Source organism: Streptomyces sp. NPDC037401, assembly GCF_055602345.1.
Genome location: NZ_JBVJWO010000021.1, coordinates 60,591 through 84,688 on the forward strand (window position 1 = coordinate 60,591; position 24,098 = coordinate 84,688).

The 24,098-nt window shown below is 71.9% G+C and carries 18 protein-coding genes; 15 read left to right on the forward strand and 3 right to left on the reverse strand.

Features of this window, described 5'->3' with window-relative positions; translation table 11 throughout:
* The 3 genes from ACZ7H1_RS22930 (at position 1) to hflX (ending at position 5,283) form a co-directional block, all read left to right on the forward strand.
* On the forward strand, positions 1–2,106 hold the full coding sequence (locus ACZ7H1_RS22930) for a RelA/SpoT family protein (RefSeq protein ID WP_470789139.1): 2,106 nt from the start codon (positions 1–3) through the stop codon (positions 2,104–2,106).
* A gap of 90 nt (positions 2,107–2,196) precedes the next feature.
* Entirely contained in the window at positions 2,197–3,642 is a 1,446-nt protein-coding gene (locus ACZ7H1_RS22935; protein WP_470789141.1) for a M1 family metallopeptidase, read from the forward strand.
* Between the two features lie 144 nt (positions 3,643–3,786).
* Positions 3,787–5,283 carry a GTPase HflX gene (gene hflX / locus ACZ7H1_RS22940; RefSeq protein WP_470789142.1) on the forward strand — a complete coding sequence of 499 codons (1,497 nt, stop codon included), beginning with the start codon at positions 3,787–3,789 and terminating at the stop codon, positions 5,281–5,283.
* A 271-nt stretch (positions 5,284–5,554) separates the two neighbouring features.
* Here hflX and ACZ7H1_RS22945 read toward each other — a convergent pair whose 3' ends face one another.
* Complete coding sequence (locus ACZ7H1_RS22945) at positions 5,555–6,778, reverse strand: trypsin-like serine peptidase (protein WP_470789144.1); 1,224 nt, start codon at positions 6,776–6,778, stop codon at positions 5,555–5,557.
* 215 nt (positions 6,779–6,993) lie between these two features.
* Between ACZ7H1_RS22945 and ACZ7H1_RS22950 the strand changes: the two genes are divergently transcribed.
* From ACZ7H1_RS22950 to ACZ7H1_RS22965, 4 genes are all read left to right on the forward strand, one after another.
* Complete coding sequence (locus tag ACZ7H1_RS22950; protein WP_470789145.1) at positions 6,994–8,394, forward strand: diaminobutyrate--2-oxoglutarate transaminase family protein; 1,401 nt, start codon at positions 6,994–6,996, stop codon at positions 8,392–8,394.
* Between the two features lie 41 nt (positions 8,395–8,435).
* Entirely contained in the window at positions 8,436–10,340 is a 1,905-nt protein-coding gene (locus ACZ7H1_RS22955; RefSeq protein WP_470789146.1) for an IucA/IucC family protein, read from the forward strand.
* 16 nt (positions 10,341–10,356) lie between these two features.
* Positions 10,357–11,109 carry a GNAT family N-acetyltransferase gene (locus ACZ7H1_RS22960; RefSeq protein WP_470789147.1) on the forward strand — a complete coding sequence of 251 codons (753 nt, stop codon included), beginning with the start codon at positions 10,357–10,359 and terminating at the stop codon, positions 11,107–11,109.
* A gap of 258 nt (positions 11,110–11,367) precedes the next feature.
* The gene (locus ACZ7H1_RS22965) at positions 11,368–13,338 is read left to right on the forward strand and encodes an ATP-dependent DNA helicase (protein ID WP_470789149.1); all 1,971 of its coding nucleotides are present in this window, start codon (positions 11,368–11,370) and stop codon (positions 13,336–13,338) included.
* Between the two features lie 66 nt (positions 13,339–13,404).
* Here ACZ7H1_RS22965 and lexA read toward each other — a convergent pair whose 3' ends face one another.
* A complete protein-coding gene (gene lexA / locus ACZ7H1_RS22970; RefSeq protein ID WP_470789151.1) occupies positions 13,405–14,196 on the reverse strand; it encodes a transcriptional repressor LexA in 792 nt (263 codons plus the stop codon).
* 479 nt (positions 14,197–14,675) lie between these two features.
* Between lexA and nrdR the strand changes: the two genes are divergently transcribed.
* The 8 genes from nrdR to ACZ7H1_RS23010 all read left to right on the forward strand — a co-directional run bounded on the left by nrdR (position 14,676) and on the right by ACZ7H1_RS23010 (position 23,264).
* Entirely contained in the window at positions 14,676–15,188 is a 513-nt protein-coding gene (gene nrdR / locus ACZ7H1_RS22975) for a transcriptional regulator NrdR (protein WP_470789153.1), read from the forward strand.
* A 155-nt stretch (positions 15,189–15,343) separates the two neighbouring features.
* Complete coding sequence (locus ACZ7H1_RS22980) at positions 15,344–18,226, forward strand: vitamin B12-dependent ribonucleotide reductase (RefSeq protein WP_470789154.1); 2,883 nt, start codon at positions 15,344–15,346, stop codon at positions 18,224–18,226.
* A gap of 185 nt (positions 18,227–18,411) precedes the next feature.
* Complete coding sequence (locus ACZ7H1_RS22985) at positions 18,412–19,248, forward strand: arylamine N-acetyltransferase family protein (protein ID WP_470789156.1); 837 nt, start codon at positions 18,412–18,414, stop codon at positions 19,246–19,248.
* Between the two features lie 18 nt (positions 19,249–19,266).
* Positions 19,267–19,872, forward strand: a complete 606-nt coding sequence (locus ACZ7H1_RS22990; protein ID WP_470789158.1) for a YdbC family protein — start codon at positions 19,267–19,269, stop codon at positions 19,870–19,872.
* Positions 19,873–19,943: 71 nt separating this feature from the next.
* Positions 19,944–20,603: a histidine phosphatase family protein gene (locus ACZ7H1_RS22995; protein ID WP_470789160.1), complete on the forward strand. Its 660-nt coding sequence runs from the start codon at positions 19,944–19,946 to the stop codon at positions 20,601–20,603.
* Between the two features lie 11 nt (positions 20,604–20,614).
* Entirely contained in the window at positions 20,615–21,526 is a 912-nt protein-coding gene (locus ACZ7H1_RS23000) for an ADP-ribosylglycohydrolase family protein (RefSeq protein ID WP_470789162.1), read from the forward strand.
* 349 nt (positions 21,527–21,875) lie between these two features.
* Entirely contained in the window at positions 21,876–22,577 is a 702-nt protein-coding gene (locus ACZ7H1_RS23005; protein ID WP_470789163.1) for a ribonuclease HII, read from the forward strand.
* A 60-nt stretch (positions 22,578–22,637) separates the two neighbouring features.
* Positions 22,638–23,264: a hypothetical protein gene (locus ACZ7H1_RS23010; RefSeq protein WP_470789165.1), complete on the forward strand. Its 627-nt coding sequence runs from the start codon at positions 22,638–22,640 to the stop codon at positions 23,262–23,264.
* A gap of 54 nt (positions 23,265–23,318) precedes the next feature.
* Here ACZ7H1_RS23010 and ACZ7H1_RS23015 read toward each other — a convergent pair whose 3' ends face one another.
* Positions 23,319–23,948, reverse strand: coding sequence for a hypothetical protein (locus ACZ7H1_RS23015; RefSeq protein ID WP_470789167.1), 630 nt, complete (start codon positions 23,946–23,948; stop codon positions 23,319–23,321).
* Positions 23,949–24,098 lie beyond the last annotated feature (150 nt).

The window sequence follows — 24,098 nt, forward strand, 5'->3', positions numbered from 1 at the left end:
ATGAGTGCAGAGGCCACGAACCCCGACACGGGCCCGGAGCTCCGCCTGAGCGGGCCCGCCGTCCGCAGACGCGGCCGCACCAGGATCGATCTGCGCAGGCTGGGCCGGGCCGCGCTGCTCGGACCGGCCTCCCGCGACCGCCTCCCCGACGCCATCGGCCACGTGGCCGAGGCCCACCGCGCCCACCATCCCGACGCCGACCTGGCCGTCCTGCGCCGCGCGTACCTCCTCGCGGAGACCTCGCACCGCGGCCAGATGCGCAAGAGCGGCGAACCGTACATCACCCACCCGCTCGCCGTGACGCTCATCCTCGCCGAACTGGGCGCCGAGACCACCACCCTGACGGCCTCTCTGCTCCACGACACCGTCGAGGACACCGACGTGACCCTCGACCAGGTGCGGGCGGAGTTCGGCGACGAGGTCTGCTACATCGTCGACGGCGTCACCAAACTCGAAAAGGTCGACTACGGCGCCGCCGCCGAGCCCGAGACCTTCCGCAAGATGCTCGTCGCCACCGGCAACGACGTCCGCGTCATGTCCATCAAGCTCGCCGACCGGCTGCACAACATGCGCACCCTCGGCGTGATGCGCCCCGAGAAGCAGGCGCGCATCGCCAAGGTCACCCGCGACGTCCTCATCCCGCTCGCCGAACGCCTCGGCGTCCAGGCCCTCAAGTCCGAGCTCGAAGACCTCGTCTTCGCGATCCTGCACCCCGAGGAGTACGAGCACACCCGCGCCCTCATCGCCGCCCAGGCCACCGAGGACGACCCGCTGCCCGCCACCGCCGACGCCATGCGCGCAGTGCTGCGCGAGTCCGGCATCCCGGCCGAGGTCCACGTACGCCCCCGGCACTTCGTCTCCGTCCACCGCATCGCCCTCAAACGCGGCGAGCTGCGCGGCTCCGACTTCGGACGGCTGCTCGTCCTCGTCGCCGAGGACGCCGACTGCTACGGCGTGCTCGGCGAGCTGCACACCTGCTTCACCCCGGTCATCTCGGAATTCAAGGACTTCATCGCGGCGCCCAAGTTCAACCTCTACCAGTCGCTGCACACCGCCGTGGCCACCACCGGCGGCGCCGTCGCGGAAGTGCTCATCCGCACCCACCGCATGCACCGCGTCGCCGAGGCCGGGGTCATCGCCCTCGGCAATCCCTACGCCACCGCCGACACCGCCGCCCCGGCCGACCCCGCCGCCCCCGGCGAGCGCATCGACCCCACCCGCCCCGGCTGGCTCTCCCGCCTCCTGGACTGGCAGCAGTCCGCGCCCGACCCCGACACCTTCTGGACCTCCCTGCGCGCGGAACTGGCCCAGGACGGGGAGATCACCGTCTTCATGGCCGACGGCCCGGGCCCCGCCACCGTCAGCCTGCCCGCCGGCGCCACCTGCGTCGACGCCGCCTACGCCCAGCACGGCGAAGCCGCCCACGGCTGCATCGGCGCCCGGGTCAACGGACGCATCGCCGCCCTCGGCACCCGGCTCGCCGACGGCGACACCGTGCAGCTGCTCCTCGGCCAGGACGCCTCCTCCGGACCCGCGCCCGAGTGGCTCGACCACGCCCGCACCCCGGCCGCCCGCATTGCCATCAGCGGCTGGCTCCAGGCCCACCCCGACGGGCCCGCCGCGCCCCCCGCCGCGCCCCGGGCCCCGCTGCCGATGACCTCGCTGCGCGGGGGCGGCGGCAATGCCGTCGCCGACCTGCCCGACGCGACCGTACGGCTCGCCGGGTGCTGTACGCCGGTGCCGCCCGACGCCGTCGCCGGATTCGTCGTACGCGGCGGCGCCGTCACCGTGCACCGAGTGCAGTGCGCCGCCGTGGAGCGGATGCGGTCGGTCGGCCGTACGTCCGTCGCCGTGCACTGGCGGGCCACCGCCGACTGCCGCGTCACCCTGGTCGCCGAATCGTTCGGCCGCCCCCATCTCCTGGCCGACCTCACCGAGGCCATCTCCCGCGAAGGCGCCGATATCGTCTCCGCCACCGTGGAACCCCCCGCCCAGCAGCGGGTGCGGCACACCTACACCGTCCAGCTGCCCGACGCGACGGGCCTGCCCGCCCTCATGCGGGCCATGCGCGAGGTCCCCGGCGTCTACGACGTCAGCCGCGCCTGACGTCACCCCGGGCCCGGCACTGTCTCCCGTTCGGGTGGGGCCGTCGCGCGCCGTCCGCCGGTGCGCCGCGGGCGCTGGTAGCGGTGATGCATGCAGCTCACCTCCCGCCGCCTGCGTGCCGCCCTGCTCGCCGCCGCGTCGCTCACCCTGGTCGCCGCCGTCGTACCGCCGCCCGCGGCCCTCGGGATCGGGGACCCCCTCTTCCCCGGGCTCGGCAACCCCGGCTACGACGTCCTCGCCTACGACCTCTCCTTCACGTACGCGAGCAACAGCCGGCCGCTCGACGCCGTCACCACCATCGACGCCACCACCCTCCGGCCCCTCGACCGGATCAACCTCGACTTCACCCACGGCACGGTCGCATCGGCCGAGGTCAACGGCGCCCCGGCGCAGTTCGAGACGGTCGGCGAGGACCTCGTGCTCACACCCGGGCACCCGGTCCCGCCGGGCGCAGCGCTCCGGATCACCGTCAAGCACACCAGCGACCCGCGAGGCAGCGGCGACGGCGGCTGGGTGCCCACCGAGGACGGTCTGGCCATGGCCAACCAGGCAGACGCCGCCCACCGGGTCTTCCCGTGCAACGACCACCCCTCCGACAAGGCCTGGTTCACCATCCGCGTCACGGCCCCCGACGGCCTGACCGCGGTCGCCAACGGAATCCCCGAGTCCACGGTCCGCTCCGGCACCCGGGCCGCCACCACCTGGACGTACCGGACCCTGCACCCCATGGCCACCGAGCTCGCCCAGGTGTCCATCGGGAAGAGCGCGGTCGTGCACCGGACCGGCCCCGGCGGGCTGCCCGTGCGCGACGTCGTGCCGGCCGCCGACCGGGAGCGGTTCGAGCCCTGGCTCGCGAAGACCCCCGGGCACCTCGCGTGGATGGAGGAACGCGTCGGCCGCTACCCCTTCGAGAACTACGGCGTGCTCATCGCCCGCGCACGTACCGGCTTCGAACTGGAAACGCAGACCCTCTCCCTGTTCGAGAGCGCCCTGTTCACCGAGCCCGCCTACCCCGCCTGGTACGTCGAGGCGGTGATGGTCCACGAACTGGCCCACCAGTGGTTCGGCAACAGCGTCACCCCGCGCTCGTGGTCCGACCTCTGGCTCAGCGAGGGCCACGCCACCTGGTACGAGGCCCTGTACGCGGACGGGCTCGGGAAGTACTCCCTGGAGCGGCGCATGCGCGAGGCGTACCAGCGCTCCGACCAGTGGCGGGCGGCCGGCGGGCCGCCCGCCGCCCCGAAGCCCGCGCCGCCCGGCCAGAAGATCGGGCTGTTCCGGCCCGTCGTCTACGACGGCTCCGCGCTGGTCCTGTACGCCCTGCGGCAGGAGATCGGCACCGACGTCTTCGAGCAGCTGGAGCGACGCTGGGTCGCCGACCACAAGGACGGCGTCGCGGGCACCGCGGACTTCGTCCGGCTGGCCTCGGATCTCGCGGGCCGGGACCTCGAGCCCTTCTTCAAGGCCTGGCTGTACGGGCAGAAGACCCCGCCCATGCCGGGCCACCCCGAGTGGTCGGCGGCGAAAAGGGTGTGACGCCCGTGGAAAGGGCATGTCACTATCGACGGGTCGGCGGCGCCGCCCGGACGGGATCTCCGCCCGGAGCAGGGCCCCGGGAATCTTCCCGGGCCGTCACACGTTGTAGCCGACACAGAAGACTCGTATCGACGTAAGGATCCAATGACCTCCTCTTCTTCCGCTTCCCAGGACGCGCAGGACGTGCAGGACGCGCAGAGCTTCACCGAGAGCCTTCGGGCCGATGCCCTGATGGAAGAGGACGTCGCCTGGAGCCACGAGATCGACGGAGAGCGGGACGGCGACCAGTTCGACCGCTCCGAGCGTGCGGCCCTGCGCCGTGTCGCGGGCCTCTCCACCGAGCTCGAAGACGTCACCGAGGTCGAGTACCGCCAGCTGCGCCTCGAGCGCGTGGTGCTGGTGGGCGTCTGGACCTCGGGGACCGTCGGCGATGCGGAGAACTCCCTCGCGGAGCTCGCCGCCCTCGCCGAGACCGCCGGCGCCCTCGTCCTCGACGGTGTCATCCAGCGCCGCGACAAGCCGGACCCGGCCACGTTCATCGGCTCGGGCAAGGCTCGTGAGCTGCGCGACATCGTCATGGAGACCGGTGCCGACACCGTGGTCTGTGACGGCGAGCTCAGCCCCGGCCAGCTCATCGCCCTCGAAGACGTCGTCAAGGTCAAGGTGGTCGACCGGACCGCGCTGATCCTCGACATCTTCGCCCAGCACGCCAAGTCCCGTGAGGGCAAGGCGCAGGTCGCCCTCGCGCAGATGCAGTACATGCTGCCGCGACTGCGCGGCTGGGGTCAGTCGCTGTCCCGGCAGATGGGTGGCGGCGGCGGTGGCGGCATGGCCACCCGAGGCCCCGGTGAAACCAAGATCGAAACGGACCGGCGCCGGATCCGCGAGAAGATGGCGAAGATGCGCCGGGAGATCGCGGAGATGAAGACCGGCCGTGACATCAAGCGGCAGGAGCGGCGGCGCAACAAGATCCCGTCCGTCGCGATCGCCGGATACACCAACGCCGGCAAGTCCTCGCTGCTCAACCGCCTCACGGGCGCGGGCGTGCTGGTGGAGAACTCCCTGTTCGCCACCCTCGACCCGACCGTGCGCCGGGCCGAGACGCCCACCGGCCGGGTCTACACCCTGGCCGACACGGTCGGATTCGTCCGGCACCTGCCCCACCACCTCGTCGAGGCGTTCCGCTCCACGATGGAGGAGGTCGGCGACTCCGACCTCATCCTGCACGTGGTCGACGGCGCGCACCCGGCGCCGGAGGAGCAGCTGGCGGCGGTGCGCGAGGTGATCCGAGAGGTCGGCGCGGTCGACGTGCCCGAGATCGTCGTGATCAACAAGGCCGACGCGGCGGACCCGCTGGTGCTTCAGCGCCTGCTGCGGATCGAGCGGCACTCCATCGCCGTCTCGGCCCGCTCGGGCATGGGCATCGAGGAGCTGCTCGCGCTCATCGACTCCGAACTGCCCCGGCCGTCGGTCGAGGTGGAGGTGCTCGTGCCCTACACCCGGGGCGGGCTGGTCGCACGGGCACACGCCGAGGGCGAGGTGATCTCCGAGGAGCACACCCCGGAGGGCACCCTCCTCAAGGCGCGGGTCAACGACGAACTGGCCGCCGACCTGGCGCCGTACGTACCGGCCAAGGGCTGACGCCCGGCCGGACCGGCTGACACGAAGGGCCCCGGCCCCCTGACCACAGGGGGCCGGGGCCCTTCGCGCTGCGGGGTCCGGGGGGGGGGGGGGGGGGGGGGGGGGGGCCCCCCCCACCCCCCCCCCCTCCGGCGCTCGTCGCCCACCCCCGCCCCGCCCCCCGACGCCGAACCCCCCCCCCCCCCCCCCCCCTCGCGCCCGGGCCTCTTCGCCTCTGTTGCGGGGGGGGGGGGGGGGGGGACCCCCCCCCCCCCCCACGGACCCGTCGTGACTACCGTCCGGCGAACTTGCCGCTCACCGCACCGAAGATCGCCTTCGCCTCGGCGCCGAGCCGGGGACCGGCCAGCCAGCCCGCCGAGACCGGGCCGATCGACGTGTTGGACACGAGGGCCGGCTCGCCGTCACGTCCCGCGGCCACCCAGCCGCCGCCCGAGGAACCACCGGTCATGGTGCAGCCGATGCGGTACATCACCGGGTCGGTCGCGTTCAGCGACAGCCGCCCCGGCCGGTCGGCGCACTGGAACGCCCGCTGGCCGTCGAACGGCGCGGCCGCCGGGTAGCCGGTGGCCGTGATCTGCGCGATCTTCGGCACCGACGGGGCGGCGAACTCCACGGGGAGGGCCGAACCCACGGTCTCCTCCAGCGACTTGCCCGTCTCCTTCTCCGGGGTCACGTGCAGCACCGCGAAGTCGTACGGCGCACCCGCACCCCCGGTCGGACCGCCCTGGGCGATCCACTGGTCCGAGGTCTGCGCCCAGTCGCTCCACCAGACGCCGTACGGGGCGACCTCGTCGCGCGTCGCGTCCTTGAGCCCGGCTGCCGACTCGCCGGCGTCGTTGTAGGACGGGACGAAGGCGATGTTGCGGTACCAGCCGCCGCTCTTGCCCGCGTGCACGCAGTGGCCCGCCGTCCACACCATGTTGGACTTGCCGGGGTTGGCCGGGTCCTTCACGACGGTCGCCGAGCAGACCATCGAGCCCTCGGGCCCGTCGAAGAACACCTTGCCGGCCTCGGGCACGCTCTGGTGGTACGGGGCCTCGACGGACCGCGCCCGCACGGGCACCGGGGTCGGGTCGGTGACGCCCTGGTCCTGGCCGAGGTCGGGGTCGGCGACCGGCTGGTCGGGCTGCTCGGCCCGCCGCATCCGGTCCGGGTCCCACAGGTCCTCGATGATCGGGTTGATGAAGTCCTCGGCTTCACGGAGCCAGTCGTCCTTCTTCCAGTCCCGCCAGGCACCGCCCTTCCACTTGTCCAGGTCGATGCCGTGCTCCCTGAGCTTGTCCTTCAACTGCTCCGGGATCTTGATGCCGCCCGGGCCGGGGGCGGGCTCGCTCACCGCGACGGTGGGCTTGGCCGCGCTCTCGTCCTCACCGGGGCTGCATGCCCCGGCCGTCAGCGCGAGGGCCGCACACAGGCCGGTGGCCGCCAGAACCCGGGGTCCGCGGCGGGAAGCTCGCCCGCTCGGGGCGGCGGAGGCCGGTCGGATCGGTCGCATGTCGTGTATCCCCCTGCTGCTTCGAGGCGTGGAGTGCAACCCCCCACTATGCCGCTGAGGTTGGTGACGGCGCAGAGCGGGGCTGCGGTTCCCCACCCGCAAGGATCTTCGGGACCACCCGTGATCCCCTGCGCCCGCCGTCGTTGGTACGTACGGGGGAACACGAGGGCAACGTCCGTGTTCGAAGGGCAATCCATGCGGGAGGACCGAGAGTCGTGGCTTTGACCGATCACGCTGCCGCAGCGGCTCCGGCGGCCGGAGCCGACGGAGCGGCGTCGGGGGGAGCCGAAGCGATCCTGCGCCGCCAGGCGCTGCGCGAGTCCGCCGCCCGGACCTATGCCCGCTCCCTGCCGATCGTGCCCGTCCGCGCCCGCGGGCTGACCATCGAGGGCGCCGACGGCCGTCGCTACCTCGACTGCCTCTCGGGCGCCGGCAGCCTCGCCCTCGGCCACAACCACCCTGTCGTGCTGGAGGCGATCCGCAAGGTCCTCGACTCCGGTGCCCCGCTGAACGTCCTCGACCTCGCCACCCCGGTCAAGCACGCCTTCACCACCGAGCTGTTCGCGAACCTCCCGGCTCCCCTCGCCGAACGCGGCCGGGTGCAGTTCTGCGGCCCGGCCGGCACCGACGCCGTCGAGGCCGCGATCAAACTGGTCCGCACCGCCACCGGCCGTAGCGGCCTGCTGGCCTTCACCGGCGCCTGCCACGGAATGACCCCCGGAGCCCTCGACGCCTCCGGGGGAGCACCGGACCTCGTCCGCATCACCCGGCTGCCCTACCCGCAGGACTACCGCTGCCCGTTCGGATTCGGCGGCCGGCAGGGCGCCGCGCTCGGCGCCCGCTGGACCGAGCGCCTCCTGGACGACCCGAAAAGCGGGGTCGGCGCACCCGCCGGGATGATCCTCGAACCCGTGCAGGGCGAGGGCGGCGTGCTCCCCGCGCCCGACTCCTGGCTGCGCAGGATGCGCGAGCTCACCCGCCTGCGCGGCATCCCCCTCATCGCCGACGAGGTCCAGACCGGCGTCGGACGCACCGGCGCCTTCTGGGGAGTCGACCACGCCGGCGTGGTCCCCGACGTCATGGTGCTGTCCAAGGCCATCGGGGGCAGCCTCCCGCTCGCGGTCGTCGTCTACCACGAGGACCTCGACGCCAGGCGGCCCGCCGCCCACGCCGGGACATTCCGCGGGAACCAGCTCGCCATGGCCGCCGGCACCGCCACCCTCGCCCACGTCCGCAAGAACCGCCTCGCCGAGCGCGCCGCCGCACTCGGCGACCGGATGCTCGCCGCGCTGCGGGGGCTCGCCGGCAGCCATCCGTGCATCGGCGATGTCCGCGGGCGCGGTCTGATGATCGGCCTGGAATTCGTCGACCCCGACGCCCCCACGGCCGCCGGACACCCCGCCCCCGCGGCCCCCGCCCTCGCCGCGGCCGTGCAGCGGGAGTGCCTCGAACGCGGGCTCATCGTGGAACTCGGCGGCCGCCACGCCGCCGTCGTCCGGCTGCTGCCCCCTCTGACTCTCACCGACGAACAGGCGGCTGCCGTGCTCGACCGGCTTGCCGATGCCGTCGCCGCCGCCGAACGCACCCGGTACCCAGCGGACCTCTGCGCGCACTGAACCGGATCCCTTCTCCCGGACCCCTCCCCAAGGAAGCCGCCGTGAACTCCAGCTCCGTCCCCGAACCGTCCCCGGCCGAAGGCCCCTCCCATGCCTCGCAGGACCGGACCGAGCCGGCCTCCGCGGCGACCGTGCCCCGCCAGAAGGACGGCGTCACCCGCCTCCGCCCGCCCGCACCGGAGCCCGCGCCCACCCGCGCCTCCGACGAGCCGCACCCGCCCGGCCTGCCGGATCTGCTCGATCACCGCGATCCCGCCGTCGCCGCCGAAGCCGCCGCCGTCGAGAACCTGCTCCGCTGCTGGGTGAGGGAGACGAACCTGCCGCGGCCCGAGGGCCACCTCCTGCGGATCCCGCTGACGTGCTCGGGCGCCGCCCTGCTCACGCCCGTGCGCCACTGGTCCGCGACCGGCTGGCACCGCTTCGCCCCGCCGCGGCTCGAAGGAGCCCTGCACGAGGCCCCGCCACTCGACGCCGTGACGCTCGCCGCCCTCCTCGTCCGCGAGGGCGGCGCCCTTGGAGGCGCCGACCTGGTCGGCCGTGTCGCCGACTCGGTCCGCCGCACCGCCGCGTTCATCGCCGACCGGCGCCGGCACCCCGCCCCGCCGCCCGGCCTGGACCTCTTCCTCACCGCAGAACAGTCCCTTCTCCTCGGTCATCCCCTCCACCCGACCCCCAAGAGCCGCGAAGGGCTCTCCGAGGCCGAAGCCCGCCTCTATTCACCCGAGTTGTACGGCTCCTTCCCCCTCCACTGGATGGCCGTCGACCGCTCCCTCCTCGCCACCGACTCCGCGTGGACCGAAAGCGGCCGCACCGTCCCCGCCGACCACCTCCTCACCCGGTTCGCAGACCCCAGCCTGCGCCGACCGTCGAACACCGCCCTCCTCCCCCTGCACCCCTGGCAGGCCCGCGACCTGCTGCACCGCCCCGCCGTCGCCGCACTGCGCGACTCCGGCCTGCTCCACGACCTCGGCCCCCACGGGGACCGCTGGCACCCCACCTCCTCGGTCCGGACGGTGCACCGCCCCGGTGCCCCCGCGATGCTCAAGCTCTCCCTCGGCGTCGCCATCACCAACTCCCGCCGGGAGAACCTCCGCAAGGAACTCCACCGCGGCGTCGAGGTCCACCGCCTGCTCCGGGCCGGCCTCGGCGACCAGTGGCAGGCCGCCCACCCCGGCTTCGACATCGTCCGGGACCCCGCCTGGGTCGCCGTCGACACCCCGGACGGCGAGCCCGTCCCCGGACTCGACGTCCTGCTCCGCCACAACCCCTTCGGCCCCGCCGACGACGCGGTCTGCATCGCCGCCCTCACCGCCCCGCGCCCGTGGCCGGGACGCGACACCGTCAGCTCCCGGCTTGCCGATACGGTCGCCCGCCTCTCCAAGAGCACCGGCCGCCCCGTCTCGGCCGTCGCCACCGAGTGGTTCCTGCGCTACCTCGACCACGTGGTCCTGCCGGTCCTCGCCCTCGATGCCCTGGCAGGCATCGCCCTCGAAGCGCACCAGCAGAACACCCTCGTGCTCCTCGACCCGGCGGGCTGGCCGGTCGGCGGCCGCTACCGCGACAACCAGGGCTACTACTTCCGCGAGTCCCACCGCGCCGAACTGGACCGCCGCCTGCCCGGCATCGGCACCGCCAGCGACACCTTCGTCTCCGACGCCGTGACCGACGAACGCTTCGCCTACTACCTCGGCATCAACAACGCCCTCGGCCTCATCGGCGCCTTCGGATCCCAGCGCCTCGCAGACGAACGCGTCCTCCTGGCAGCCTTCCGACGCTTCCTCGGCAAGGCCTCCGGCCTCGGCCCCCTCCCCGCTCTGCTGCTCGACTCCCCGACCCTGCGCTGCAAGGCCAACCTGCTCACCCGGCTCCACGGCCTGGACGAGCTCGTCGGACCCGTGGACACCCAGTCCGTCTACGTCACCCTCGCCAACCCCCTCCACGACTGAAGCCGAGAAGAGCCCCATGCCCTCCACCGACACCGGCACCACTCCGGGAACCGGCCGCGCACCGCGCCTGGGATCCCCCTGCGAGGACACCCTCGACCTGCGCCTCCCGGGTGAGTTCCTGGCCTTCCTCGCCGAAGACCGCGACCGCACCGCCCCCCGCGCCGACACCGTCGAGATGCTGCCCTTCCTCGCCGAGGCCGACCTGCTGGACTCCCCGGCCGACTGGGGGCCCGCCACCACCACCGTGGGCACCCTCCGGCTCGTACCCGTGAGCATCGAGCGCGACCTGGAACTGCTCACCGGCTGGATGAACGACCCCGCGGTGGCAGCATTCTGGGGACTCGCGGGACCGGCCGGGACGACCGCCGCACACCTGAGGGCACAGCTGCACGGCGACGGCCGCAGCATCCCCTGCATCGGGTGGCTCGACGGCAGCCCGATGAGCTACTGGGAGATCTACCGGGCCGATCTCGACCCGCTCGCCCGGCACTACCCGGCGCGCCCCCACGACACCGGTATCCACCTGCTGATCGGAGACGTCACGGACCGCGGCCGCGGTCTCGGCACACTGCTGCTCCGCACCGTGGCCGACCTCGTGCTCGACAATCGTCCCCGCTGCACGCGCGTGATCGCCGAACCGGACATCCGCAACACCCCCTCCGTATCAGCCTTCCTCAGCTCCGGCTTCCGCTTCGCCGCGGAAATCGACCTCCCGGAGAAGCGCGCCGCCCTGATGATCCGCGAACGGTCCCTGCGCAATCTCCTGTGAATTCCCCCGACATTTCCGAAAACGCCGCTCGCCGTTCCCGAGTTCCCGGCCGAGGAGTCCTGTGTCGATTTTCCCCGCCGCCTCCGGCTCCGGCCCGGCGATGGACCCGACGTCCCCACAGGTACCCCCGGACTTTCCGCGATCTACGAGGACCATCTCGGCGTCCCGGAGACCGCGTCGTGGTCGACGGAACCGTGCCCAATCCGCTGCACCAGCCGTGAAGCGTTGTCAGCGCGGCCGCGTAGGGTTGTCAGTGCTATGACGAAGCCCTCCCTCCCCGAACTGCTGCACGCCGCCGTCACCGCCGTCGGCGGCACGGAGCGCCCCGGCCAGGTGGCCATGGCCGAAGCCGTCGCCGAAGCCATCGACGACAACTCCCACCGGCTGGTCCAGGCCGGCACCGGCACCGGAAAGTCCCTCGGCTACCTCGTACCGGCGCTCGCGCACGGCGAGCGCGTGGTCGTGGCCACGGCTACCCTCGCCCTCCAGCGGCAGCTCGTCGAGCGGGACCTGCCGCGCACGGTCGAGGCACTGCACCCGCTGATGCGGCGCCGGCCCCAGTTCGCCATGCTCAAGGGCCGGTCGAACTACCTTTGCCTGCACCGGCTGCACGAGGGCGCCCCGCAGGACGACGAGGAAGGGCTCTTCGACCAGTTCGAGGCCGCCGCGCCGACCAGCAAGCTCGGCAAGGACCTGCTGCGCATGCGCGACTGGGCCGACGAGACCGAGACGGGGGACCGCGACGATCTCACCCCCGGCGTCTCCGACCGGGCCTGGGCGCAGGTATCGGTGTCCTCCCGGGAATGCCTGGGCGCGACGAAGTGCGCGTACGGCGCCGAGTGCTTCGCCGAGGCCGCCCGCGAGCGGGCCAAGCTGGCCGACGTCGTGGTCACCAACCACGCCCTGCTGGCCATCGACGCCATCGAGGGCGCACCCGTGCTCCCGCAGCACGAGGTGCTGATCGTCGACGAGGCGCACGAGCTCGTCTCCCGGGTCACCGGCGTCGCCACCGGCGAGCTCACGCCCGGCCAGGTCAACCGTGCCGTGAAGCGGGCCGCGAAGCTCGTGAACGAAAAGACGGCGGACTCCCTCCAGACCGCAGCCGAGACCTTCGAGCGGCTGATGGAGCTGGCGCTCCCGGGCCGTCTGGAAGAGATCCCCGAGGACCTGGGGTACGCGCTCATGTCGCTGCGCGACGCAGCGCGCAATGTGATTTCGGCCCTCGGCGCGACCCGCGACAAGTCCGTCCACGACGAGGACGCCGTCCGCAAGCAGGCCCTCGCCTCCGTCGAGACCATCCACGACGTGGCGGAGCGGATCACCAACGGCTCCGAGTGGGACGTCGTCTGGTACGAGCGCCACGACCGCTTCGGCGCCACCCTGCGCGTCGCGCCGATGTCCGTCTCGGGCCTGCTGCGGGAGAAGCTCTTCGCGGACCGGTCCGTGGTCCTGACCTCGGCCACCCTCAAGCTCGGCGGTGACTTCAACGGCGTCGGCGCCTCGCTCGGCCTCGCGCCGGAAGGCATCGAGGGCGATGACCTGCCGGTATGGAAGGGCCTGGACGTCGGCTCGCCCTTCGACTACCCGAAGCAGGGCATCCTCTACGTCGCCAAGCACCTGGCCACGCCCGGCCGCGAGGGCACGCGCGGCGACATGCTGGACGAGCTCACGGAGCTGGTCGAGGCGGCCGGCGGCCGGACCCTCGGCCTGTTCTCCTCTATGCGCGCCGCCCAGGCGGCCGCGGAGGAACTGCGCGGACGGCTCGACCAGCCGATCCTCCTGCAGGGTGAGGAAACGCTGGGCGAGCTGATCAAGGCCTTCGCCGCCGATCCGCGGACCTGCCTCTTCGGCACGCTCTCGCTCTGGCAGGGCGTCGACGTCCCGGGCCCCAGCTGTCAGCTGGTGGTCATGGACCGCATTCCGTTCCCGCGCCCCGACGATCCGCTGATGAGCGCCCGGCAGAAGTCGGTCGAGGAGGCGGGTGGCAACGGCTTCATGGCCGTGGCCGCCACGCACGCGGCCCTGCTGATGGCGCAGGGCGCCGGTCGCCTGGTCCGCGCGGCCGGTGACCGGGGTGTGGTCGCGGTGCTCGATCCCAGGCTGGCCACCGCCCGCTACGGCGGCTTCCTGCGCTCCTCGCTGCCGGACTTCTGGTACACGACGGACCGCAATCAGGTCCGCAAGTCGCTGGCGGCGATCGATGCTGCGGCGCAGGCGGACGGCCGCTAGATCCGGACACGGCAGGACCCCGGGACCGGCGCAGTGGGTCCCGGGGTCCGGTCTGTAATACGGGTGTCAGACCCGCCGCAGTACCGCCACGACCTTGCCGAGGATGGTCGCCTCGTCGCCGGGGATCGGCTGGTAGGCGGCGTTGTGCGGGAGCAGCCAGACATGGCCGTCCTCGCGCTTGAAGCGCTTGACCGTGGCCTCTCCGTCCAGCATCGCGGCCACGATGTCGCCGTTCTCCGCGACGGGCTGGCGGCGGACCGTGACCCAGTCCCCGTCGCAGATGGCCGCCTCGATCATGGAGTCGCCGACGACCTTGAGGACGAAGAGCTCACCGTCGCCGACAAGCTGGCGGGGGAGCGGGAAGACGTCCTCGACGGACTCCTCCGCGAGGATCGGGCCACCGGCCGCGATCCGGCCGACCAGCGGGACGTACGACGCAGCGGGCTTGCCCGTGGTGTCGGTGGGCTGCGAGCTGGGCTGGTCCGAGCCGCGCACCTCGTACGCCCGGGGGCGGTGCGGGTCGCGCCGGAGGAAGCCCTTGCGCTCCAGAGCCATCAGCTGGTGGGCGACCGAGGACGTGCTGGACAGGCCGACGGCCTGGCCGATCTCCCGCATGGACGGTGGGTACCCACGCCGCTGCACCGAGTCCCGGATGACCTCGATGACGCGCCGCTGCCGGTCCGTGAGCCCCGAACTGTCCGCACGGATGCCGGGGGGGCGGCCGGGCAGGGAGCGTGCGGGACGTACGCCCTCACCCTCCGGAATCATGGCTGCGTCATTCATGGCATGCACCGGCTCGAGTCGGCTCTGGGAGCGGTTCTGGGCAGTGATGGTGGCACTGTCTGCGGTGGTGGTCACGTCGGCCCCTCTCGACTTGTTCTCCCTAGCCCGACAACGGTAGTAGCTTTCGAAAGGTTGCGCCAAACACACGTTCGAGTGAAAAAACGGACTTCACTCGCCGTGATCACATGATGAGGTGTATAGGCGATCGATTTAAGCGGTCTGCCGAACGCGGGTTCGGTGCCGGAACCGCTCACTACGGTACCCTTCCGGGTCGGATCGCGACCGGGCGGGCGACCGGCCCCAGTCTGGCAGCCTGCACGGCCGTATCCGGCCATGGAAGCCCGCGACACGCTGAGCCGTGTAAATCCGCCGCAACCCAAGATCTAGTGGTTGGATTGCTCAAGCCACCCAGAAGTTGTGGTCCTCGGTCAGTCGAGGCCCGCGACATCGCATATGCTGGTGGCTGCTTCGAGAGCCCTGGCAGGGTCCTGCCTCCGTCGGAAGGCGGCGCTCCGAGGCCCATCAGTCGTGCCGCAAGGGAGGGTGAAAGAGCCATGCACTGCCCCTTCTGCAGGCACCCCGACAGCCGTGTCGTCGACAGTCGCACCACCGACGACGGAACGTCGATCCGCAGACGCCGCCAGTGCCCGGACTGCTCCCGTCGCTTCACGACGGTGGAGACCGCGTCACTGATGGTGATCAAGCGGAGCGGTGTGACGGAGCCCTTCTCGCGCACCAAGGTCATTTCCGGTGTGCGCAAGGCCTGTCAGGGGCGGCCCGTCACCGAGGACGCCCTCGCCAAGCTCGGCCAGCGGGTCGAGGAGGCGCTGCGCGCCACGGGAAGCGCCGAGCTGACCACCCACGACGTGGGTCTGGCCATACTCGGCCCCCTGCAGGAACTCGACCTCGTCGCCTACCTGCGTTTTGCGTCCGTGTACAAAGCGTTCGACACGCTCGAAGACTTCGAGGCCGCCATCGCGGAGCTGCGCGAGCGGCGGCCTCCCCTCGGAGGGTGCGGGCCCGGCGGGACCACCCCGGTTCCCGTGCCCGCCTCCGCCGCCGACTGACCGGACCGGCCGCATCGCGGCCGGTCGGCAGGGCGGCCACACGCTTGCCCTCGGCGCGCTCGCGCGCCCCGGGCGACCAGCTAGATCAGACAGACACCGTGCCACGGAATTTCGCTGGCACATTAGGGCGTTTTTGCCCGTATATGGGAGGCGGCATGACAGAGACGGCGAGCGGCCCGGCACGTGGTTCCCGCACCAAGGGAGCCAAGGCGGCGAGCAAGGGCCTGCGTATCGAGCGCATCCACACCACTCCCGGCGTGCATCCGTACGACGAGGTGGCGTGGGAACGCCGTGACGTCGTCATGACCAACTGGCGCGACGGCTCGGTCAACTTCGAGCAGCGCGGCGTCGAGTTCCCCGACTTCTGGTCGGTGAACGCGGTCAACATCGTCACCAGCAAGTACTTCCGCGGCGCGGTCGGCACCCCGCAGCGCGAGACCGGGCTCAAGCAGCTCATCGACCGCATCGTGAAGACGTACACGAAGGCCGGCGAGGACCACGGCTACTTCGCGTCGCCCGCCGACTCCGAGATCTTCGAGCACGAGCTGACCTACGCCCTGCTCCACCAGATCTTCAGCTTCAACTCCCCGGTGTGGTTCAACGTCGGAACGCCCCAGCCGCAGCAGGTCTCCGCCTGCTTCATCCTGGCCGTCGACGACTCCATGGAGTCGATCCTCGACTGGTACAAGGAAGAGGGCATGATCTTCAAGGGCGGCTCCGGCGCCGGCCTGAACCTCTCCCGCATCCGCTCCTCCAAGGAGCTCCTCTCCTCCGGCGGCAACGCCTCCGGCCCCGTCTCCTTCATGCGCGGCGCCGACGCGTCCGCAGGAACGATCAAGTCGGGCGGCGCCACCCGCCGCGCGGCCAAGATGGTCGTGCTCGACGTGGACCACCCGGACGTCGAGGACTTCATCGCCACCAAGGTGAAGGAAGAGGAGAAGATCCGCGCCCTGCGCGACGCGGGCTTCGACATGGACCTGGGCGGCGACGACATCACGTCCGTCCAGTACCAGAACGCCAACAACTCCGTCCGTGTGAACGACGAGTTCATGACGGCCGTCGAGAACGGCACCGAGTTCGGCCTGCGCGCCCGCATGACCGGCGAGGTCATCGAGAAGGTCGACGCCAAGGCGCTCTTCCGCAAGCTGGCCGAGGCCGCGTGGGCCTGCGCCGACCCGGGCATCCAGTACGACGGTGTGATCAACAACTGGCACACCTGCCCCGAGTCCGGCCGCATCACCGCGTCCAACCCCTGCAGCGAGTACATGCACCTGGACAACACCTCGTGCAACCTCGCCTCGCTGAACCTGATGAAGTTCCTCAAGGACGACGGCAAGGGCAAGCAGTCCTTCGATGTCGAGCGCTTCGCCAAGGTCGTCGAGCTCGTCATCACGGCGATGGACATCTCCATCTGCTTCGCGGACTTCCCGACCCAGAAGATCGGCGAGAACACGCGCGCCTTCCGCCAGCTGGGCATCGGCTACGCCAACCTCGGCGCCCTGCTGATGGCCACCGGCCACGCGTACGACTCGGACGGCGGCCGCACCCTCGCCGCGTCGATCACCTCGCTGATGACCGGCACGGCGTACAAGCGCTCCGCCGAGCTCGCCGGCGTCGTCGGCCCGTACGACGGCTACGCCCGCAACGCCGCGCCGCACCAGCGCGTCATGAAGCAGCACGCCGACGCCAACGCCGTGGCCCCGCGCTCCGACGACCTGGACACCCCCGTCTGGGCGGCGGCCACCGAGGCCTGGCAGGACGTCCTGCGCCTCGGCGAGAAGCACGGCTTCCGCAACTCGCAGGCCTCCGTCCTCGCGCCGACCGGCACCATCGGTCTCGCGATGTCCTGCGACACCACCGGTGTCGAGCCGGACCTGGCCCTGGTCAAGTTCAAGAAGCTCGTCGGCGGCGGCTCGATGCAGATCGTCAACGGCACCGTCCCGCAGGCCCTGCGCCGCCTGGGTTACCAGGAGGAGCAGATCGAGGCGATCGTCGCGCACATCGCCGACCACGGGAACGTCGTCGACGCGCCCGGCCTCAAGACCGAGCACTACGAAGTCTTCGACTGCGCCATGGGCGAGCGCTCCATCTCCCCGATGGGCCACGTCCGCATGATGGCCGCGATCCAGCCGTGGATCTCCGGTGCCATCTCCAAGACGGTCAACATGCCGGAGACGGCGACCGTCGAGGAGGTCGAGGAGATCTACTTCGAGGCCTGGAAGCTCGGCGTCAAGGCCCTCGCGATCTACCGCGACAACTGCAAGGTCGGCCAGCCCCTCTCCGCCAAGAAGAAGGAGCAGGAGAAGGAGGAGGTCACCGCCAAGACGGAGGAGACCATCCGGGCCGCCGTCGAGAAGGTCGTCGAGTACCGCCCGGTGCGCAAGCGCCTCCCGAAGGGCCGCCCGGGGATCACCACCTCCTTCACGGTCGGTGGCGCCGAGGGCTACATGACGGCCAACTCCTACCCGGACGACGGCCTCGGCGAGGTCTTCCTGAAGATGTCGAAGCAGGGCTCGACCCTCGCCGGCATGATGGACGCCTTCTCCATCGCCGTCTCGGTCGGCCTGCAGTACGGCGTCCCGCTGGAGACCTACGTCTCGAAGTTCACCAACATGCGCTTCGAGCCGGCCGGCATGACGGACGACCCGGACGTGCGGATGGCGCAGTCGATCGTCGACTACATCTTCCGCCGCCTGGCGCTGGACTTCCTGCCGTTCGAGACCCGCTCGGCCCTCGGCATCCACACCGCCGAGGAGCGCCAGCGCCACCTGGACACCGGTTCCTACGAGCCCCTCGACGAGGAGCTCGACACCGAGTCCCTGGCGCAGTCGGCCCCGCTGGCGGCCGTCGCCCCGGCGCCGCAGCCGGTCGTCCAGGTGCCCGCCCCGAAGCAGGCGCACACCAACGCCGAGCTCGTCGAGATGCAGCTCGGCGTGAGCGCCGACGCCCCGCTGTGCTTCTCCTGCGGGACGAAGATGCAGCGCGCCGGCTCCTGCTACATCTGCGAGGGCTGCGGCTCGACCAGCGGTTGCAGCTGATTCCGGACAGGCCGTAGCGGCCTGACCTGACCGCCGGGAGGAGGCGGAGCCGAGAGGATCGGCTCCGCCTCCTCCTGCGTGTGCGCGGGCGGGGGCCCGCACCCGGGCCCGTCGGCCGGGCGTGTTCTCATGTGTGCGAACGGGCCGCGCGGTCGCGGCGGCGAGTGCGACGGCAGGGGGCCGGAATGTGGAACGGTGACGGACTCGACCTCGACGCCTACCTCCGGAGGATCGGTTACTCGGGGGAACTCCGGCCGGACCTCGGCACGTTGTACGAACTGCACCGCCACCACTCCCGTGCCATCCCCTTCGAGAACCTCGACGTCGCCCTCGGGCGCTCCGTCGCGCTCGACGTCAAGGAGCTCGAGGACAAGCTCGTCCGCCGACGCCGCGGCGGGTACTGCTACGAGCAGAACTCCCTGCTCGCCGCTGCCCTGGAGGGTGTCGGCTTCGAGGTGGCCGGGCGCGGTGCCCGCAACCGCACCCGGGGCGACGCCCTGCTTCCCGTCACCCACGCCCTCCTCGTCGTCACCGTGGACGGCCGGCCCTGGCTGGCCGACACCGGTTTCGGCGCCCAAGGGCCGGTGGAGCCCGTCCCGCTGAGTCCGGGCACCGAGGTGCGCCAGGGTGCGTGGAGCTTCGCCGTCGCCGAGGAGGACGAGGGCGTCCTCGTGCTGCGCACCCGGCGGAGCGACGGGCAGTGGCGCGATCTGTACGCCTTCGCGCCGCAGCGGCTGTACCCGGTGGACTTTGAACTCATGAACCACTGGAGCGCCACGCACCCGCGCTCCTTCTTCACCGGGCGAGTCGTGGCGATGCGGCCGGGGGTGGACCGCCGGGCCGCGCTCGTGGACGACGAGCTCACCCGCTTCCTCCCCGGCTGGGAGACCGAGCGGAGCGCCGTCGCGCCCGATGATCTGATCGGGCTGCTCGACCGGGAGTTCGGGATCACGCTGCCGGAGGCGGATGCGGAGCAACTGCTTCGTACCTACTGCGCCGGAGTCCGACCGCGGCCGCGCTGATCGCCGTACGATGGCGCGGTGCTGGTCAAGTGGATTCGCTGCACGGTGGTGGACCGCCGGGGGTTCGAACGCGGGCAGCGAAAATGGGCGGGGCTGCCAGGAGAACCGGGCTTTCGAGGGCAGGGAGGCGGCTGGAGCCGTGGCCGGCAGGGGGTCGCGCACGTCTTCGCGTTCTGGGAGAGCCGTTCCTTTTACGACTCCTTCATGGCCCGTTCCCACGACCGGCTGGCCGCCACCCAGCACGGCACCTTCAAGGACGCGCGGGTCACGCTCTTCGACCACCGCTTCGACGTGAAGACCGGCTTCCAGCCCCACTTCGGCGACGCGGACGTCCTGCGCGTCGCGCACTGCCGGGTGCGCGAAGGACGGCTGGAGCACTTCGCCCTCATGCAGGAGAAGGTGTGGAATCCGGCCATGGCCGGATCCCCCGGAATGCTGCGCGGGCTGTTCGGCGAGGCGCCGGGCCGGGAGTTCCTCGTCCTGTCGATGTGGGACTCGGAGGCCGAGCACGGCAAGTACCGCGAGGAGCGGATCGAGCGGCTCTCCCTGCGCGCCCAGACCGAGGCCGACATCGAGGCGCTCACCGGGGACGTCATTGATCTCGAACGCGCCTGGACGGTGTGATCCGCGTCTGATGCGCCGTTCGGCCCCCTCGGATGCGCCCGTTCGGGCGCTGTCCGACTTAGGGTCGTGGAATGGCACGACCGCTGCGCATCGTCCTCCTCCGGCACGGCGAATCGGAGGGCAACGCCGACGACACGGTGTACGAGAGGGAGCCCGACCACGCCCTGAGGCTCACCGCGGTGGGCCGCGCCCAGGCCGTGGCCGCCGGGGTGCGGCTGCGTGCGCTGTTCGGCGACGAGGCGGTCAGCGCATACGTCTCGCCGTACCGGCGCACCCTCCAGACCTTCCGGGAGCTCCGGCTGGATCCGGCCCGGGTGCGGGTGCGGGAGGAGCCGAGGCTCCGGGAACAGGACTGGGGCAACTGGCAGGACCGCGACGACGTCCGGCTGCAGAAGGCCTACCGGGACGCCTACGGCCACTTCTTCTACCGCTTCGCCCAGGGTGAGTCCGGCGCGGACGTGTACGACCGGGTGGGCGCCTTCCTGGAGAGCCTGTACCGCAGCTTCGAGGCGCCCGACCATCCTCAGAACGTCCTGCTGGTCACGCACGGCCTCACGATGCGGCTGTTCTGCATGCGGTGGTTCCACTGGTCGGTGGCGGAGTTCGAGTGCCTGTCGAACCCGCCGAACGGAGATCTCCGGATGCTGGTCCCGGGGGAGGACGGACGCTACCGCCTCGACCGGCCCTTCGAGAGATGGACCACACCCAAGCCCTACGACCTGGACGGCTAGAGTTGCTCGCGATGACCCCTGACTCCTCTCCCGACCGGCGCTTCGCACGCGCGCTGGCCAGCCTCCGCGGACTGGCGGTGGGTGACGCCCTGGGCTCCCAGTTCTTCGTCCCCGCGAACTACCCGCTGCTCAAGCGGCGCGAGCTGCCGCCCGGCCCCTGGCAGTGGACAGACGACACCGAGATGGCCTGCTCGGTGTTCGCCGTCCTCGCCGACCACGGCCGCATCGACCAGGACGCCCTGGCGGGCTCCTTCGCCGAGCACCACGATTTCGACCGCGGCTACGGTCCCGCCGTGAACCGCATGCTCCGGCTCGTCCGGGAGGGCGAGGACTGGCGGGAGCTGTCCTCCGCCCTGTTCAACGGCCAGGGGTCGTGGGGGAACGGCGCCGCCATGCGGATCGCACCGCTGGGCGCCTGGTATGCCGACGACCCCGAGCAGGCCACCCACCAGGCCGAGATCTCCGCGTACCCGACCCACCAGCACCGTGAGGCCGTCTGCGGCGCGATGGCCGTGGCCGCGGCCGCCGCGCTGGCGGCGAGCCCCGCCGGTCCGCCGTCGCCCGCCGAGCTGCTGGACGGGGTGATCGCGCTGGTTCCGCGCAGCGCCGTGGGCGCAGGGCTGCGCAGGGCGCGCGACATGCTCGACTACGGGAACGCCACGACGGTGGCCGCGGTCCTCGGCTGCGGCCGGCGGACCACCGCGCACGACACCGTGCCCTTCGCCCTCTGGTCGGCCGCCCGCGCCCTGGGCGACTACGAGACGGCGTTCTGGACCACCGCACAGGTCGGCGGGGACGTGGACACCACCTGCGCCATCGTCGGCGGCGTGCTGGGAGGACGCGGTCCGGAGACGGTCCCGGGGGCCTGGCTGGAACAGACCGAGGTGCTGCCGGACTGGCTGCCGGCGGCCGTTGGGCGCTAGCTGCCATCCGCCTGGCACGGGTGTGCTCGTGGCCGGTGGCGCGCGGACCATTTCGTCGCGGGACGGAGTGCGCAGGGCGCACCGGGAGGGCGCGCGAAGGTCCTGTTCGCTACTGCGATGTTCCGGCGGTCTGGTGTGGGGGTTGATGTGAGTTTTGCCAGCTTTTTGGCCTAGTGTGCTGCGAAATCCGAGGCTTCGGGGCCCGCTGGCGATGTATGCGGAAGTGAAGCGGTCGGGCGTGTCGGAGTGGAGTGGAAACGTCCGCGATGCGATGTGCGGACCAGTCTGTGAGAGGGGGGCCGCCCGGGGTGTCGCGGGCGGCCCCGGGCGGCGTAACCTTGCTGGCGCCATGCCGTACGAAGCACCCACTCACACCGTCGAGCGCTCCCTCCGCGCCACCACCGGCGCCAAGATCATCGCCGGGGTCGACGAAGTCGGACGAGGAGCCTGGGCCGGTCCGGTCACCGTGTGCGCGGCGATCACGGGACTGCGCCGCCCGCCCGAAGGACTCACCGACTCCAAGCTGCTGACCGTCAAGCGGCGCGACGCGCTCGCCGAGGTCCTGGAGACGTGGGTCACCGCGTACGCCCTCGGGCACGCTTCGCCCGAGGAGATCGACGAGCTCGGCATGACCGCCGCGCTGAGGCTCGCCGCGGTGCGCGCCCTGGAGGATCTGCCCGTCCGGCCCGACGCGGTGATCCTCGACGGGAAGCACGACTACCTCGGCGCCCCCTGGCGGGTGCGCACCGTCATCAAGGGCGACCGCTCGTGCATCGCGGTGGCCGCGGCCTCGGTGATCGCCAAGGTCCGGCGCGACCGGATGATGGCGGAACTGGGCGCCGGAATCGAAGACTTCGCCTTCGCGGACAACGCCGGCTATCCCTCGCCGGTGCACCGCGCGGCGCTGGAGGAGCGGGGGCCTACCCCGTACCACCGGCTTTCCTGGTCGTATCTCGACGGTCTGCCCCGCTGGCAGCACCTCAAGAAGATCCGCAGGAGCGAGGAAGCGCTGGAACTGGAAAACGGAGGCCAACTCGGCTTCGATTTCTGATCGCATGCATGTGCCACCCGCCGGTAATACTCGTACCGGCGTTTGATAGACATCCTTGTTATGCCTCTCATCCCCGAGGAGCCTCAGATTCACGAGAGTGCCCAGGGTCCCCGCGTCACCCCGGCCCCCGGCCGGGTCGCGCAGACCCCCCGCCCCGTACCTGGTCCGCGTCCCGCCGCCGTCCCGCGGCCCGGACGCCCCGGTCCTGCCAGGCCCGCCCCGCCCGTGCAGCGCACGGCGCAGGAGCAGCCCGCCGCCGGACCTTCCGTCCCCTCCACCCCCTCGGTTTCGACCGCCGTGCCGCAGATCCAGCTGATCCCGGCCTCGGCAGAGGGTGCGCTGGACGCGGCCGAGGAGGCCGTGGACCTGCTGCTCGAAACCGGGCGCGCACCCGGCGACATCCTGGTGCTGACCACCGGTGAGCCCCACCCGTGGGCGGCGCACGAGCTGTCGTTCGGCGAGACGTCCTACTGGGCGCAGCACGATGCCCGGGACGACGTGTTCTACGCGGACGCGACCGAGGCCCAGCGTGCCGCAGGCCGTCCGGTCGTGGTGTTCGCGGCCAACGGCGGCGCTCCCGACGAGACCGCTCGAACGCTGCCCACGGCCCTGGGCCGGGCGGGCGCGCTGCTGGTCGTGTGCGGTGACCCGCAGCAGATCAACTCGGTTCTGGGCGCGGGCGTCTGACGCCCTGTGGTCCCGCCGCGCTCCGGTGGCGGGACCGCCCGGACGGGCTGCGGGTCAGCGGGCCGCGGCGCGGCGCAGCACCTCGACGGCTCCGCCGCCCGTGCGCGGGGTGAGGGAGGCGGCATCGCTGCCGGAGGCGTCCAGGCTCACCGGTCCCGAGCCTATGTCTGGCCGCCGGCCGCCGCGGCCTTCGCCGAGGACCTGCCAGCCGCCCCTGGTCAGCGTGATGTACGCCCCGCAGCGGAGGCCGTGCAGGGTGCAGGCGTCGCGCAGGCCCCACATCCAGGCGCCGTCCTCCTCGGTCCACCGCTCGTCGCCCTCACGGCAGTAGAGCAGGACCGCGGTCCGGGCCGGTGTGCGCCGCCGCAGGTCGTGCGGGATCACCCGGCGCAGCCGTGACAGCAGGGCGTTGCGGTACTCCCAGCCATCCGCGGACAGCGTCCGCTGGGTGAACGAGGCACTCCCGACCAGCCGGTCCTCGGGGCCGAGGACGGCGATCACGGCGGTCGAGGGTCCTGGGCTGTGCCGGGCGTGCAGGCCGCTGACCAGCTCACGCGGATTGCGCAGCAGGGGAATTCCCGCTGAGGCCCATTCCGACGGCTCCAGCAGCCGGCCATGGCGGTTGGCGGTACCGGCGGACCCGGTCATCGAGACGGCTGCGGACGGAGCGAATCCGAAGGCCACGGTCCTCCCTTCGGCTGCACGCCCGTCGACGGGCACGGCTGAGTTTCGGCGCGCCGCGGCGCGGCCCTGTGACAGTGCCGAGGAGCCGTGCGGGAGCTCCCCAATTCTTGCGTGGCCTGTCAGCGTGCGGCAACGAGCAATTGACTCGAC

What these genes read in the sequence shown, in the direction of transcription:
- ACZ7H1_RS22930 (WP_470789139.1), top strand. Translation starts at nt 1, where the DNA reads ATGAGTGCAGAGGCCACGAACCCCGACACGGGCCCGGAGCTCCGCCTG.
- ACZ7H1_RS22935 (WP_470789141.1), top strand. Translation starts at nt 2,197, where the DNA reads ATGCAGCTCACCTCCCGCCGCCTGCGTGCCGCCCTGCTCGCCGCCGCG.
- hflX (WP_470789142.1), top strand. Translation starts at nt 3,787, where the DNA reads ATGACCTCCTCTTCTTCCGCTTCCCAGGACGCGCAGGACGTGCAGGAC.
- ACZ7H1_RS22945 (WP_470789144.1), bottom strand. Translation starts at nt 6,778, where the DNA reads ATGCGACCGATCCGACCGGCCTCCGCCGCCCCGAGCGGGCGAGCTTCC.
- ACZ7H1_RS22960 (WP_470789147.1), top strand. Translation starts at nt 10,357, where the DNA reads ATGCCCTCCACCGACACCGGCACCACTCCGGGAACCGGCCGCGCACCG.
- ACZ7H1_RS22965 (WP_470789149.1), top strand. Translation starts at nt 11,368, where the DNA reads ATGACGAAGCCCTCCCTCCCCGAACTGCTGCACGCCGCCGTCACCGCC.
- nrdR (WP_470789153.1), top strand. Translation starts at nt 14,676, where the DNA reads ATGCACTGCCCCTTCTGCAGGCACCCCGACAGCCGTGTCGTCGACAGT.
- ACZ7H1_RS22980 (WP_470789154.1), top strand. Translation starts at nt 15,344, where the DNA reads ATGACAGAGACGGCGAGCGGCCCGGCACGTGGTTCCCGCACCAAGGGA.
- ACZ7H1_RS22985 (WP_470789156.1), top strand. Translation starts at nt 18,412, where the DNA reads ATGTGGAACGGTGACGGACTCGACCTCGACGCCTACCTCCGGAGGATC.
- ACZ7H1_RS22995 (WP_470789160.1), top strand. Translation starts at nt 19,944, where the DNA reads ATGGCACGACCGCTGCGCATCGTCCTCCTCCGGCACGGCGAATCGGAG.
- ACZ7H1_RS23000 (WP_470789162.1), top strand. Translation starts at nt 20,615, where the DNA reads ATGACCCCTGACTCCTCTCCCGACCGGCGCTTCGCACGCGCGCTGGCC.
- ACZ7H1_RS23005 (WP_470789163.1), top strand. Translation starts at nt 21,876, where the DNA reads ATGCCGTACGAAGCACCCACTCACACCGTCGAGCGCTCCCTCCGCGCC.
- ACZ7H1_RS23010 (WP_470789165.1), top strand. Translation starts at nt 22,638, where the DNA reads ATGCCTCTCATCCCCGAGGAGCCTCAGATTCACGAGAGTGCCCAGGGT.